Here is a 14,246-nt window from a genome sequence, read left to right on the forward strand (position 1 = left end):
TCTAATGAAAATTTTTCAAATGCCTGATGCGTTAGCGAACAAAATAGCAGCGGGAGAGGTAGTCGAAAGACCTGCTTCCGTAGTCAAAGAGTTAGTTGAGAATAGTATTGATGCAGGTAGTACCTGGATCAAAATCGATGTAGAGGAAGCAGGATTACAAGAAATTAAAATAACGGATAATGGAGAAGGAATGGCAGAGGAAGATGTCGAAAATGCCTTTCTCCGCCATGCTACAAGCAAAATTCGTAACGAACAAGATTTATTTCACGTGCAGACATTAGGTTTTCGTGGTGAAGCATTGGCAAGTATTGCTTCTGTTAGCCGTTTAACAATTAAAACTTCACAAGGAGACGGGGCTGGTACCTTTTTGTCACTAGAAGGAGGCATTGTTACCGAAAGGGGTAGAAGCGATGCTAGAAAAGGTACAGAAATCACGGTTTCTGATTTATTTTATAATACGCCTGCTCGTTTAAAATATATGAAAACCATTCATACTGAATTAGGCCATATAACAGACCTTTTAAATCGATTAGCATTATCACACCCAGAGGTTCGATTTGAGGCGACCCATAATGGAAAACCATTGTTTAAAACACCTGGAACTGGAGATATACTTCAGGTGATTGCTCAGGTTTATGGGATGGGTGTAGCGAGAAAAATGCTAAAGGTTGAAAAAGAAACACTAGACTTTAAGATTTATGGTTATATTGCAAAGCCGGAAATTACGCGGGCATCTAGATCTTATATTTCGATAATATTAAATGGAAGATACATTAAGAGTATCCCATTAAATCAGGCGATAATAAGAGGCTATCATACGCTTCTACCTATTGGACGTTCTCCTATTGTGGTTCTAACTATTCAAATGGATCCAATATTAGTTGATGTGAATGTACATCCAACGAAATTAGAAGCTCGATTTAGCAAGGATAAAGAGTTATTTGCATTAGTTGAAGATATGATACGAGAAAGTTTTCGACAAACTCGTTTAATACCAGAAATTGAAGGGAAGCGGATGGAAAAGCCGAAGCAATCCATTCAACATACAATGGACTTTGGGAAGTCCGAACAGATTGCTAGAGAAACTGTGTCCGCTCCAGACACGTATTACCAGCAGCCTATTATAGATTCACAGGTTAATGACAATACAATTGGAAATCAGTTAGAAAATACTCCCGTAGAAATACAGAATACCGCTGACAGTATGTTAACAGAAGAAGATACAAAAAAAATTAATGATATTCCTTCTGTTCATGAAGAAGCTGTAGTTACTGAAAATGAACGAGTACCAATGATGTATCCAATCGGCCAACTACAGGGTACTTACATCCTCGCCCAGAATGAAAATGGTTTTTACATGATTGATCAGCATGCTGCTCAGGAACGTATTAAATATGAATTTTTCAAGAAAAAGTTAGGTCAAACGACTAATGAAGTTCAAGAGCTTCTTATTCCGTTGACCTTCGAATTCTCGAAACAAGAATCCATTTTTATAGAACACTATAAAGATTCACTAGAAAAGGTTGGCTTATTTTTTGAAAGCTTTGGGAATCAAACGTATATTATCCGCGCACATCCAAATTGGTTTCCAAAGGGTTTTGAGGAAGAGGTTATCCGCGAAATGATTGAGCAAATCATGGAGGGTGAAAAAATTGATATTGAATCGATACGTGAGGAAGCAGCTATTTTAATGTCCTGTAAACGGTCCATTAAAGCAAATCATTATTTGAATAACGATGATATGTTTCGATTATTAGAGGACTTGCGTAAAACTACTGATCCATTCACATGTCCTCATGGACGACCAATCATCATCCATTTTTCTACGTACGAACTGGAAAAAATGTTCAAACGAGTGATGTAATAGGTATAAAACCAGAGCACTTCGCAAATGATAATAAGAACAGCTTAGGGTGTCTTCTGCCTACAATTATTCGAGACAAAGAGCAATGAAGTATGTTCAGGAAGCTTCATTGGCGCCTATAGCTAGATATCTAGAAAAGGTGGAGTGCTCATGGAAAATCAAAGCTTAATAAATTTTTTGAATCAATTACTCTCGAATCAATTTGTCATGTATGTAAAACTTCATCGCTATCATTGGTTTGTGCAAGGTCGCCATTTTTATCAGCTCCACGCATTGTTTGAAGAGATGTATACAAAATTCGCCGAAGATCTTGATGCTGTTGCAGAAAGAATTTTGATGATTGATGGGAAGCCTTTAGCAACGATGTCTAAATACTTAAAAGAAGCCACACTAGTAGAAGCGAATGCTGACGATAAAGAAGATGAAATGATAGATCAGCTACATGAGGATTATAAGCAATTAGCTTCGGAAATTCGGGAACAAGGCTTCAAGCTTGCTGATGAGCGACAGGATGAACCAACAAAGGATTTATTAATTACACTACTAGGAAGCTACGAAAAATTTATTTGGATGCTTTCCGCATATCGTGCATATAAATAAGTAATATTTAGGGGAAAGAGAATGAAACAAAAAGTGATAGCTATTGTTGGACCAACAGCTGTTGGTAAAACAATGCTAAGTATAGAGATCGCAAAGAGGTTTAATGGAGAAATAATTAGTGGCGATTCCATGCAAGTTTATCGGGGCATGGATATTGGCACTGCTAAAATTACAGAAGAAGAAATGCAAGGTATTCCACATCATATGCTTAATATTAAAAACCCTGATGAGAGTTTTTCTGTGGCAGATTTCCAGTATTATGTTCAACAATATATAGAGGAAATTGCATCGAGAAACCGTCTTCCAATTATTGTGGGAGGGAGCGGTCTGTACATACAAGCAGTACTTCAAGGTTATAATTTTTCTGATGAAAAGAGGGATGACGTTCTAACACAAAAACTAGAAGCTGAAATGAATACCCTAGGAATTGAACCATTGTTTCGTCGTTTAGAAGTAATTGATCCAATTCAAGCAGCGAAAATTCATCCTCACAATTTTAGAAGAGTGATTAGGGCACTGGAAATATATGAAAAAACCGGTTTAACCATGACTGAATATCAGCAGAGACAATCGAATGAAAGTACATATGATAGCATGTTAATCGGGCTTGAAATGGAACGTGACATTCTGTATAACCGTATTAATAACCGAATAGATGAAATGGTATCGAATGGGTTAATAGATGAGGTTCGAAAATTGCTGGAGAATGGTTATGAAAACTATCAATCAATGAAAGCAATCGGTTATAAGGAATTAATCCCTTATGTAAAGGGTGAGAAAGGCTTAGAGGAATGTCTTGAGTTATTGAAGCGGAACTCAAGACGATATGCTAAGCGGCAATTTACTTGGTTTAAGAATAAAATGGATGTTAATTGGTATAAACTTGAACCATTAACATTAAATGAGAAATTTGCTGAGATTTTTACAGCTTTAGCAGGATTTCTAAAAAGATAAGTAGAATTATATAGTATAGATAGAAAAGAGGAGGAAATGTGATGGCACAAACGGTAAATATCCAGGATCAATACTTAAATCAATTGCGAAAAGAACATATCTCAGTCACTGTATTTTTAACGAACGGATTTCAGCTAAGAGGTATCATCAAGGCATTCGATAATTTTACGGTATTGTTAGAGTCTGAAGGAAAGCAACAGCTCATCTTTAAGCATGCTATTTCCACATTTGCACCAGCTAAAAATGTAAATCTTGATAAAGAATAAGTAATAGCTACACCAATTAAGTAGTGCATAAAAGGTCTGTTCTCCCTCCAGTACATTACAATTTATTGTACGGTGGGATACAGACCTTTTTCTAAGTTAAGTATATAGGCATTTGTCACAACTTATTACTTCCAGACGTATAATATGTTGACTAAGGAGTGATAAAGTTGGCATCTCAAAAGATTCATCAAAAAAATGGTCAAATAAATATTGTATTACATGATAATAAGGTAACGAAAGCGGAAGAACATAACAATCAACATTATCATGGAAAAGCCCCCTTTGCTCACATCGATCAAGAGCTTTCCTCCTTTGTTGGGATGGAGAGTTTAAAGCGAAAAATTAAAGAGATCTATGCAACAATTATTATTAATGAAAAACGGAGTCAGATGGGTCTATCCAATACAAAGCAGGTTTTGCATATGTTATTTAAAGGGAACCCTGGTACAGGAAAAACAACTGTAGCTAGAAAGCTGGCTAAAATATATTTTGATATGAATCTTTTGTCTAAAGGACATTTTATCGAAGCGGAGAGGGCTGATTTAGTTGGTGAATATATTGGTCAAACTGCCCAAAAAACTCGTTCACTAATTCAAAAGGCAATGGGGGGAATTCTATTTATCGATGAGGCATATTCTCTTGCAAGAGGTGGAGAAAGAGATTTTGGTAAAGAAGCCATCGATACCCTAGTAAAACATATGGAGGATAGTGGAGGAGACTTTGTCTTAATTTTAGCTGGTTATCCGTATGAGATGGATCGATTTTTAACTCTTAATCCTGGACTTAAATCCAGATTCCCATTTATTTTAGATTTTCCAGATTATGAGGTTGATCAATTGATGGAAATCGCAAGGCAAATGGCTTCTGATCGAGAGTATAAACTATCCAAGGATGCGGAATGGAAGCTGAGGAACTTTTTATATAAGCAACGTAATAATCCTGGAAGAAATTTTTCCAATGCTAGGTTTATCCGAAATGTTATGGAACATGCCATTCGAATGCAAGCGGTACGTCTACTATACAAGGACAGTATATCTCCAGACGAACTAATACTATTGACTGGTAATGATTTAAAGTTAGAAGATATGGACGCAATATGGTAATGTCAATATACGAATAATTATTGTAGAATCATCTTAGGAAAGGTTGTAATACATGTCGAAGGAAAAAATTCTAATCATTGCCGTTAAGAAGCCAAACCAGCAGGATGATTTATTTGAGTCCTCCCTTCAAGAATTGATATCTCTAGCCGATACGGCAGGTGGAGAGGTTCTGGAAGTGGTTACGCAAAATAGGGAACGAATACATTCTGCTTTTTATATTGGTGAAGGTAAAATGGCAGAAATTAAGGAAATAATTGACCAGCTAGATATTGAATTAATTATAGCGAATGACGAATTATCTGCTAGCCAATCAAGAAATTTAAGCCAATTTCTTAATACTAGGGTAATCGATCGAAGTCAATTGATCTTAGATATCTTTGCTGGTAGAGCTAGAACAAAGGAAGGGAAGCTCCAGGTAGAATTGGCTCAGCTGGAATATTTACTTCCGAGATTACGAGGTCAAGGAGTAGCGCTATCTCGACTCGGTGGAGGGATTGGAACAAGAGGTCCAGGGGAAACAAAGCTTGAAACAGATAGGCGTCATATTAGCAGAAGAATCGACGATATTAAACGGGGATTAAAGCAAGTTGTAAAGCAGCGTAATCAATATCGTAAACGGAGAAAAACAAATGACGTTTTCCAAATCGCCATTGTTGGTTATACAAACGCAGGAAAATCGACCTTGTTTAATCGTTTAACAAATAGTGAATCATTAGAAGAAAATAAACTATTTGCTACACTAGATCCATTAACAAGAAAAATTCATTTTCCGTCTGGCTTTGAATCATTACTTACTGACACGGTTGGATTTATTCAACATTTACCTACAACACTTATTGCTGCGTTTCGTTCTACGCTTGAAGAGGTAAAGGAAGCTGATTTCATATTACATGTCGTGGATAGTTCCCATCCTGACCATGAGCAGCATCAGAAAACCGTTATAAGACTATTGGAAGAGTTAGATAGTAGTACCATTCCAATGCTAACTGTATACAATAAAAAGGATTTACTCGAAAAGGATTTTATCCCAATGAATCATCCTTATATTATGATAAGTGCTTATAATAACGAAGATTTATTACGGTTACGTGAAAAAGTGGAAGAAGTATTAAAAGAGGAATGGGAATCCTACCAGATTCGAGTGAAAGCAGATAATGGCCAATTGCTAAATCGTTTAGGGCATGAGACAATAATTACCGAGAAAAAATTTGATAATGAGACAGAAACATATGTAGTAAGTGGATATATCCGGATGGATCATCCACTACAAGGCACTGTAAAGGAGAAAGCATAAGAGATGTTGGAAGAGGTAGTATTAAAAGCAGAACAAGACATTGCAGATATTCATGCCAATATAAATCGCACGGTAGAGAAAAATCAGAAAAGGGTACTAGAAGCATTCAAAAACAATCGAGTTAGTGATAGCCACTTTAATTCGACAAGTGGCTATGGCTATGATGATATAGGACGAGATACATTAGAATCTGTATATGCTGAGGTATTTGGCGGGGAATCCGCTATCGTTCGGCCGCAGTTAGTATCTGGAACGCATGCCATCACAACGGTTTTATATGGCTTGCTTAGACCAGGTGACGAATTAATGTACATTACTGGCAAACCATATGACACATTAGAGGAAGTTATCGGGACAAGAGGAGAGAATACAGGCTCTCTAAGAGAATACCAGATTTCCTATAAAGAGGTTTCCCTAACTAGTGAGGGAAGAATAGATTATCCAAAGGTGAAAGAACAGATTAATCAACATACTAAGGTCGTAGCTATTCAGCGTTCTAAAGGATACGCAGATCGCCCTTCCTTTACAATAGAGGATATAAAGGAAATGGTAACATTTGTTAAAAGTATACGAAACGATATTATAATATTTGTCGATAACTGCTATGGGGAATTTGTGGAGGATAGAGAGCCATTACATGTTGGAGCAGATATTATTGCAGGTTCATTAATTAAAAACCCAGGCGGTGGCATTGTACGAGCTGGTGGATATATTGTTGGAAAAGAAAATCTGGTTACATTATGTGCTTATCGTTTAACCGCACCTGGTTTAGGGAAAGAGGTTGGTGCTACATTTAATGTTTTGCAGGAAATGTACCAAGGGTTTTTCCTTGCCCCACATGTTGTAGGAGAGGCATTAAAGGGAGCTGTTTTTACCTCACGTTTTCTTGAACTGTTAGGTTTTATGACAAAACCTAACTATCAAGCGGAAAGAACGGATCTTATACAGTCTGTAACATTCCAAACCGCAGAGCAAATGGTTGCTTTCTGTCAGGCAATACAAAAGAACTCTCCAGTTAATTCATATGTGACGCCATATCCAAGTGAAATGCCTGGCTATGAGGATGAAGTCATAATGGCAGCTGGAACATTTATTCAAGGCTCAAGTATTGAATTGTCTGCCGATGGGCCGATTAGAGAGCCATACACAGCATTTGTGCAAGGTGGATTAACCTATGCACATGTAAAAATTGCGATTACAGAGGCTGCTCAGGTAATGCTAGAGAAAATGAAAGCATAATGAATAGTCAGTAGGAATAGTTCCTGCTGACTATTCTATTACATAAGTTTTACAGAATTTATTCTTATGTTAAGTTATCTAACATGTTATTGACAGAATACCTTACACGTAATATAATTTTGAATGTTAAAGGGAGGTCTTAGTCATGAATGATAAGGATCGTCGTTCCATGCCTCTATTTGCGATTGGAATTGTTATGAAGCTAACGGAATTAACCGCTAGACAAATTCGTTATTATGAAGAGCATGGGCTAGTTACTCCAGAAAGAACTTCTGGAAATCAACGATTGTTTTCATTTAATGATGTTGATCGTCTTCTTGAGATTAAAAACTACTTGGATAAGGGTTTGAACCTTGCAGGAATTAAGCTTTTACTTACAGGCGAAGAAGAGAGAGAAGAAAAGCAAGAAGTGAGTAATAAGCAACCCAAACTATCTGAACGTGAGCTAAGAGAAATCTTGAGAAGAGAAATTAATGATGCTGGAAGATTCGGAAGAGCAAGCCTCCGCCAAGGAGAATTAGCACGTTTTTTTACGCAACGCTAAGGAATGGTGCGTAGGTACAGCTCTAAAAATGTAGGAGGAGATTTTATGAGCTACACACGAAAAGAAATTGAGCAAAAAATTAAAGACGAGAATGTTAGATTTATTCGCCTCCAATTTACTGATATGTTAGGGACGATTAAAAATGTAGAAATACCTCTGAGTCAACTACAGAAGGCACTTGATAACAAAATGATGTTTGATGGTTCATCCATTGAAGGATTTGTTCGAATTGAAGAATCAGATATGTATTTATATCCTGACTTGGATACCTTTGTTATCTTCCCGTGGACATCTGAAAAAGGGAAGGTTGCACGTTTTATTTGTGATATTTACAATCCAGATGGAACACCTTTTGAAGGTTGTCCAAGATATAACCTTAAACGCAACCTTAAGAAAATGGCTGAGCTAGGTTATGATGCGTTTAATATTGGAACAGAACCGGAATTCTTTTTGTTTAAATTGGATGAGAATGGTGATCCTTCGCTAGAACTGAATGACCATGGTGGTTATTTTGATCTTGCACCAACAGACTTAGGAGAAAATTGCCGTCGTGACATCGTATTAGAATTAGAAGAGATGGGCTTTGAAATTGAAGCATCACACCATGAGGTGGCTCCCGGCCAACATGAAATCGATTTTAAATATTCCGATGCAGTTAAGCACGCGGATGATATCCAAACCTTTAAGCTAGTTGTTAAGACAATCGCTAGAAAGCATAATCTTCATGCTACATTTATGCCAAAGCCTCTATTTGGCGTGAATGGTTCAGGCATGCATGTAAATATGTCCCTATTTAAAGATGGTGAGAATACGTTTTTTGATCCGAAAGGAAAACTACAGCTTAGTGATACAGCTTATCAATTTATAGCAGGAATCATGAAGCATGCAACTAGCTTTACCGCTGTTACTAATCCGACCGTTAATTCCTATAAACGACTAGTACCTGGTTACGAGGCACCTAGTTATGTGGCTTGGTCAGCGATGAATAGAAGTCCATTATTACGTATTCCGAATTCCCGTGGCCTAAGTACTCGTGTTGAGGTTCGTAGTGTCGATCCATCTGCAAACCCATATCTTGCACTATCTGTGTTGCTTGCTGCAGGACTTGATGGAATTGAGAACAAACTAACTCCTCCGCCAGCAGTAGACCGAAATATATATGTAATGACGAAAGAAGAACGCTTGGAAAATCATATTGAAGATTTACCATCTACACTAATGAATGCATTAACAGAGCTTAAAAAGAATGCTGTTATCGTAGATGCTATGGGTGAACACCTGTTTGAGCATTTTATTGAAGCGAAGGAAATTGAGTGGAATATGTTTAGAACAACCGTTCATCCTTGGGAAAGAGAACAATACTTAACAATGTATTAAGCTTGATATATCAATGTTTTTGTCTGGGGTGGTAGGTGATTTTGGGTCGACTGTATGCTAATTACCCCTATTTCACCCCCAAAGTTAGAAAAAATATTATTTTAAAATACTGTCCTTATAGTCTTTAAATAGGGCAGTATTTTTTTGTTCTGTTTTTAGTAGTACGCTGGAATAAACGTCTGAACAGATGTTCCCATAGTTGGGATAAAGTTCGTTTATGTCAAAACTAGTAATTTTATTTATAGTCGAAATAAGATATTATAATAATGAGTAATATTGTAATAATTTTGTTATTTTTTCTAGGCTTAAGGGAGTTATTAATTAAAAGGAGTGGTAAGTGTGAGCGAGGAAAAAACTTTGCTAGAGTTTGAGACTGATTATTTTGGAATCAAAGGGAATAAAGAAGGAGTACTTAAAATTCCGAAAGAGCATTACACTTTAACTAACGAGCGAATACTGATTAGGAAACAGGGCGTGATGACTAAAACCTTAAATGATATCGAATTATTCAAAGTAAAAGATATATCTGTCAATCAGACATTGACAGATAAAGTGAGAAACGTAGGTGACATTATAGTTATTAGTGCTAATGAATCCAACCGTCGGATTACCTTGAAAAAGGTCAAAAATCCGCATGAAGTTAAAGAAGAAATAAGAAGTGCAGCTAAAGCAGCTACTGAAAAAGCTGGAATATCGTACAAATATGATTTATAGGGGCATCCGTTCAGGGAGTGCCTTTTTCCGTTTTATATGTTTTATTTTCTATTTTCTAACTGTAGAAGACTAGGTCCTATAATTCAAATGTTGTTCCGCTTTAGGCGAATTCATTACCTCTTTGCATTTAAAAGAAAAATTATAAGTAGAGTTAAATTAATAACCAGCAAAGTTCAAAAAATCCGATAAGCTAATTAGCTTATCGGATTTTCAATTCAATGTTCTAATGAATATGACGGTATAATCCAACAACCTTGCCTAGAATGGATACATTATTATAAATTAATGGTTCCATTGTTGCATTTTCAGGTTGTAAGCGCACATGATCTTTTTCTTTAAAGAAGCGTTTGACAGTAGCTTCATTGTCCTCTGTCATCGCTACGACAATATCGCCATTCTGCGCTGTATTTTGTTGTTTGACAATAACCATGTCCCCATCTAATATACCTGCTTCAATCATACTTTCTCCATCAATAACTAAAACAAATAGGTTTTCATCAGGTCCAGCAGTTGAACTTGGGATTGGAACATATTCTTCTATGTTTTCCACAGCGGTAATCGGTATTCCCGCTGTTACTTTTCCAATAACCGGTGCATAACGAGCTTCATCTTTTGGAATAGTACTTTCCTCTTCTAAATCTAGTATTTCAATCGCCCGTGGCTTTGTAGGGTCTCTACGAATATATCCTTTACTCTCTAAACGCGATAGATGGCCGTGAACAGTGGAACTGGAGGCAAGTCCCACAGCTTCTGCTATCTCTCGAACAGATGGCGGGTATCCCTTTAATCTAACTTGATCTTTTATGTAATCTAATATCGCCTGTTGCCTTTTTGACATTTTTGTCATCTATTAAACACCTCGCTCATATTATTTATTAATGCTAGTTTATCATCTATCAAATTAAAACGCAAACATTCGTTCGAGAAAAGTGTTGACAAGAGCGTATGTTCTGCTATAATAAATTTAGCGAACAAAGGTTCTTATACGATAGGAAAGGGTGATGAAGAGATGTTTGGAAAAGTTAACAAGACAGATTTGTTTTATATTGCTGCTTTTGCTGTGACATTAGGATTCTTATACCTTTCACTAATTAGTGCATAATGGGAGTTTTTAAATTTGAGAGCTATTATATACTGCCGAGTAAGTACAGAAAAGAAATCACAGGAAACCTCACTAAAACGACAAAAAGAAGAGCTTTATGATTTAGCGGAACGTTATCACTTCGAAGTAGTCAAATGTATAGAGGAACAAGCAAGTGGATTCGAAATCGAACGGGAAGGCATTTTTGAATTGCTGCAGGATTTTGAAGCTGGTCGTGCGGATTGTCTATTGATTCAAGATGAAACAAGACTTGGAAGAGGAAACACGAAGATTGCATTATTTCATCAATTATTAAAGCATAATATTTCTATTTATACAGCCATACATGAAGGGAAACTTGAAATCGCAGAAGCAGACTCCATGATTTTGCAAATTGTTGGAATTGTTGAAGAGTATCAACGGAAAATACATAATGCTAAAATTAAACGGGGAATGAAAAGGGCTGTTGCCAATGGATATAATCCTACTAAAAATCTTTCCAATCACCAATTTGCACCAGGAAGAGAAAGGAAGGAAGTGCCGATTGAAGAAATAGTTCGACTCCGTGAGAAGGAATTGACCTTTAGCGAGATTGCCGCAACATTAAGAGGGTTAGGGTATGAGGTTTCAAAGGCAACCGTACATAGAAGATATCAGGAGTATCAATTAATTGATTCCGACAAAACGAACAGGTAATATTTAAGCAAGGACAGATCAATGTTCTTGCTTTTTCTATGTGAATTCTGACCCGTGTTGGGTTTCTGTTTTAGCAGGAAAGATGAAGGAGGAAATTTATTTTGTTATCAAAGGAAAAACTTTTAAGGATAAATGAACTTGCAAAAAAGGCAAAGAGTGAAGAAGGTTTAACAGAGAAAGAAAAGGTGGAGCAAGAGAAGCTTCGTGGAGAATATTTGAAGAATGTGCGTAGCTCCTTTAAAAACCAATTAAAAACCTTAACAGTTATTGATCCCACTGGAAATGATGTAACACCTCAAAAGTTACGTGATATGCAAGAAAGAAATAGAAATCACTAAGCGTGGAGAATATATGAACGATTATAGTATTACTTGTTTACCAACCATTTTCAGTATAAGATAAACATGGTTTAAAAATAAATCGATTGCAAGAGAAAGGAGCTACATCATGGTAAATAATGTTGAACAATTATCGATTAACACAATCCGTACATTGGCTATTGATGCCATAGAAAAAGCTAATTCGGGGCATCCAGGTCTACCAATGGGAGCTGCACCAATGACGTATACACTTTGGACGGACTTTATGAATCACAATCCCAAAAATTCAAAATGGTTTAATAGGGATCGATTTGTATTATCAGCAGGTCATGGTTCTATGCTATTATATGGAATGCTTCATCTTTCGGGGTATGATGTTACGATAGAGGATATTAAGGAGTTTCGTCAATGGGGCTCAAGAACGCCAGGTCATCCCGAGGTACACCATACAGATGGTGTAGAGGCTACCACTGGTCCACTTGGGCAGGGTATTGCGATGTCTGTTGGTATGGCATTAGCTGAGGCTCATTTAGCAGCAAAATATAATAGGGACAATCTGAACATTGTAGATCACTATACATATGCTTTAATTAGTGATGGGGATTTAATGGAAGGAATTTCCCATGAAGCTGCATCTCTTGCAGGTCATTTAAAATTAGGTAAGCTAATTGCATTATATGATTCGAATGATATTTCTTTAGACGGAGAATTAAACCGGGCATTTTCTGACAATACTGAGGAGCGCTTTAAGGCTTACGGCTGGCAGGTTATTCGAGTGGAAGATGGTAATGATATTACTCAAATCCGCTCAGCTATTAAAGCAGCAAAAGAAAATACAGAACAGCCTACATTAATTGAAATTAAAACGGTTATTGGGTATGGTTCACCAAATAAATCCGCATCAGCTGCTTCCCATGGTTCACCACTTGGAAAGGATGAAGTAGTTTTAACGAAAGAATTCTATCAATGGGGACATGATGATTTTCATGTACCTGAGGAAGTATATGCAGACTTCAAAGAAAAAATTGTGGTAAAGGGTGAACAGCTAGAGGAGGAATGGAACCGATTATTTGCTGCTTATAAGGAAAAGTATCCGCAAGAAGCAAGAGAATTTGAGCTAGCAATGAAAGGTGAGCTTCCTGAAGGTTGGTTAAACAATTTACCTGTATATGAACCTGGGAAATCTATAGCAACACGTTCTTCATCTGGAGAAGTGCTAAATGCTATTGCTACAGCTGTACCGTATTTCTTAGGAGGTAGTGCTGACTTAGCAGGTTCTAATAAAACTACCATCAAAGATGAGGATGATCTTTCAAGAAATAATTATGCTGGAAGAAATATATGGTTTGGTGTGCGTGAGCATGCCATGGGTGCTGCACTTAATGGAATGGCGTTACATGGTGGCTTGAAGGTATTCGGAGGAACGTTCTTTGTATTTAGTGATTATTTACGTCCGGCTATCCGTTTGTCAGCTATTATGAAAATGCCTGTAACGTATGTGTTTACTCACGACTCCATTGCAGTAGGTGAAGACGGACCAACACATGAGCCGATTGAACAGCTTGCTTCGCTTCGTGCATTACCAAACCTATCTGTTATTAGACCTGCAGATGGTAATGAAACACAGGCAGCGTGGAGATTAGCGGTTGAATCAACGGATCGGCCAACTATTTTGGTTTTAACAAGACAGGATTTACCTACACTTGTGGGTACGAAGGAAAAAGCATATGAAGGTGTTAAGCGTGGAGCTTATATATTAAGTGATGCTGAGAAGGATACACCAGACGCAATATTAATCGCTTCTGGCTCTGAGGTTCAACTTGCTGTTGAGGCACAAAAAGAACTTCGTAAAGATAATATTGATGTTCGTGTTGTAAGTATGGCATCTTGGGATCTATTTGATGCACAGGATGAAAGCTATAAAGAAACAGTTCTTCCAAAATCTGTAAAAGATAGAGTCGCTATAGAGATGGGTTCACCTCTCGGATGGGAACGCTATGTTGGACTAGACGGGAAGGTAATGGGAATTGATACGTTTGGAGCTTCAGCAAATGGTGAGAAGCTGATAGAAGAATATGGATTCACTGTTGATAATGTTGTTAAACAAGTAAAATCATTATCTAAATAAACAGAATGTAGTAAACATAAAAATGCCAATTAATTTTTCTCCGAATTAATTGGCATTTTTATGTTT

14 protein-coding genes are annotated in these 14,246 nt (G+C 37.0%); 13 read left to right on the plus strand and 1 reads right to left on the minus strand.

Going from position 1 to position 14,246, the window contains the following annotated elements; translation table 11 throughout:
• Positions 1-4 precede the first annotated feature (4 nt).
• The 10 genes from mutL to HNR27_RS13565 all read left to right on the plus strand — a co-directional run bounded on the left by mutL (position 5) and on the right by HNR27_RS13565 (position 9,955).
• On the plus strand, positions 5-1,864 hold the full coding sequence (gene mutL / locus HNR27_RS13520) for a DNA mismatch repair endonuclease MutL (RefSeq protein ID WP_429340136.1): 1,860 nt from the start codon (positions 5-7) through the stop codon (positions 1,862-1,864).
• Between the two features lie 150 nt (positions 1,865-2,014).
• Positions 2,015-2,464, plus strand: a complete 450-nt coding sequence (locus HNR27_RS13525; protein ID WP_212919716.1) for a Dps family protein — start codon at positions 2,015-2,017, stop codon at positions 2,462-2,464.
• Positions 2,465-2,485: 21 nt separating this feature from the next.
• Positions 2,486-3,418, plus strand: a complete 933-nt coding sequence (gene miaA / locus HNR27_RS13530) for a tRNA (adenosine(37)-N6)-dimethylallyltransferase MiaA (RefSeq protein ID WP_429340137.1) — start codon at positions 2,486-2,488, stop codon at positions 3,416-3,418.
• Between the two features lie 41 nt (positions 3,419-3,459).
• Positions 3,460-3,684 (plus strand): RNA chaperone Hfq, encoded by a 225-nt coding sequence (hfq, locus tag HNR27_RS13535; protein ID WP_212919718.1) that lies wholly within the window; start codon positions 3,460-3,462, stop codon positions 3,682-3,684.
• Between the two features lie 167 nt (positions 3,685-3,851).
• On the plus strand, positions 3,852-4,787 hold the full coding sequence (gene spoVK / locus HNR27_RS13540; RefSeq protein ID WP_429340138.1) for a stage V sporulation protein K: 936 nt from the start codon (positions 3,852-3,854) through the stop codon (positions 4,785-4,787).
• A 52-nt stretch (positions 4,788-4,839) separates the two neighbouring features.
• Positions 4,840-6,081 (plus strand): GTPase HflX, encoded by a 1,242-nt coding sequence (gene hflX, locus HNR27_RS13545; RefSeq protein ID WP_429340139.1) that lies wholly within the window; start codon positions 4,840-4,842, stop codon positions 6,079-6,081.
• A 3-nt stretch (positions 6,082-6,084) separates the two neighbouring features.
• Positions 6,085-7,320: a methionine gamma-lyase family protein gene (locus tag HNR27_RS13550; RefSeq protein ID WP_429340140.1), complete on the plus strand. Its 1,236-nt coding sequence runs from the start codon at positions 6,085-6,087 to the stop codon at positions 7,318-7,320.
• A gap of 145 nt (positions 7,321-7,465) precedes the next feature.
• On the plus strand, positions 7,466-7,864 hold the full coding sequence (locus tag HNR27_RS13555; protein ID WP_212919722.1) for a MerR family transcriptional regulator: 399 nt from the start codon (positions 7,466-7,468) through the stop codon (positions 7,862-7,864).
• Between the two features lie 45 nt (positions 7,865-7,909).
• Complete coding sequence (gene glnA, locus HNR27_RS13560) at positions 7,910-9,241, plus strand: type I glutamate--ammonia ligase (RefSeq protein WP_212919723.1); 1,332 nt, start codon at positions 7,910-7,912, stop codon at positions 9,239-9,241.
• 339 nt (positions 9,242-9,580) lie between these two features.
• Positions 9,581-9,955, plus strand: a complete 375-nt coding sequence (locus tag HNR27_RS13565; RefSeq protein ID WP_429340141.1) for a PH domain-containing protein — start codon at positions 9,581-9,583, stop codon at positions 9,953-9,955.
• A gap of 223 nt (positions 9,956-10,178) precedes the next feature.
• Here HNR27_RS13565 and lexA read toward each other — a convergent pair whose 3' ends face one another.
• Entirely contained in the window at positions 10,179-10,802 is a 624-nt protein-coding gene (lexA, locus tag HNR27_RS13570; protein ID WP_429340142.1) for a transcriptional repressor LexA, read from the minus strand.
• 270 nt (positions 10,803-11,072) lie between these two features.
• On the opposite strand from lexA, the gene HNR27_RS13575 reads away from it, so the two are divergent.
• From HNR27_RS13575 to tkt, 3 genes are all read left to right on the plus strand, one after another.
• Positions 11,073-11,732 carry a YneB family resolvase-like protein gene (locus HNR27_RS13575; protein ID WP_212919726.1) on the plus strand — a complete coding sequence of 220 codons (660 nt, stop codon included), beginning with the start codon at positions 11,073-11,075 and terminating at the stop codon, positions 11,730-11,732.
• A 101-nt stretch (positions 11,733-11,833) separates the two neighbouring features.
• Positions 11,834-12,070, plus strand: coding sequence for a DUF896 domain-containing protein (locus HNR27_RS13580; protein ID WP_212919727.1), 237 nt, complete (start codon positions 11,834-11,836; stop codon positions 12,068-12,070).
• A 109-nt stretch (positions 12,071-12,179) separates the two neighbouring features.
• Complete coding sequence (gene tkt / locus HNR27_RS13585; protein WP_429340143.1) at positions 12,180-14,180, plus strand: transketolase; 2,001 nt, start codon at positions 12,180-12,182, stop codon at positions 14,178-14,180.
• Positions 14,181-14,246 lie beyond the last annotated feature (66 nt).

It is taken from the genome of Ornithinibacillus bavariensis, from assembly GCF_050433565.1.
GTDB classification, from domain to species: domain Bacteria; phylum Bacillota; class Bacilli; order Bacillales; family Amphibacillaceae; genus Ornithinibacillus; species Ornithinibacillus bavariensis.

Coding starts and splice junctions, on each gene's coding strand:
- miaA (WP_429340137.1), top strand. CDS start 2,486: ATGAAACAAAAAGTGATAGCTATTGTTGGACCAACAGCTGTTGGTAAA.
- hfq (WP_212919718.1), top strand. CDS start 3,460: ATGGCACAAACGGTAAATATCCAGGATCAATACTTAAATCAATTGCGA.
- lexA (WP_429340142.1), bottom strand. CDS start 10,802: ATGACAAAAATGTCAAAAAGGCAACAGGCGATATTAGATTACATAAAA.
- mutL (WP_429340136.1), top strand. CDS start 5: ATGAAAATTTTTCAAATGCCTGATGCGTTAGCGAACAAAATAGCAGCG.
- HNR27_RS13555 (WP_212919722.1), top strand. CDS start 7,466: ATGAATGATAAGGATCGTCGTTCCATGCCTCTATTTGCGATTGGAATT.
- hflX (WP_429340139.1), top strand. CDS start 4,840: ATGTCGAAGGAAAAAATTCTAATCATTGCCGTTAAGAAGCCAAACCAG.
- tkt (WP_429340143.1), top strand. CDS start 12,180: ATGGTAAATAATGTTGAACAATTATCGATTAACACAATCCGTACATTG.
- HNR27_RS13525 (WP_212919716.1), top strand. CDS start 2,015: ATGGAAAATCAAAGCTTAATAAATTTTTTGAATCAATTACTCTCGAAT.
- glnA (WP_212919723.1), top strand. CDS start 7,910: ATGAGCTACACACGAAAAGAAATTGAGCAAAAAATTAAAGACGAGAAT.
- HNR27_RS13550 (WP_429340140.1), top strand. CDS start 6,085: ATGTTGGAAGAGGTAGTATTAAAAGCAGAACAAGACATTGCAGATATT.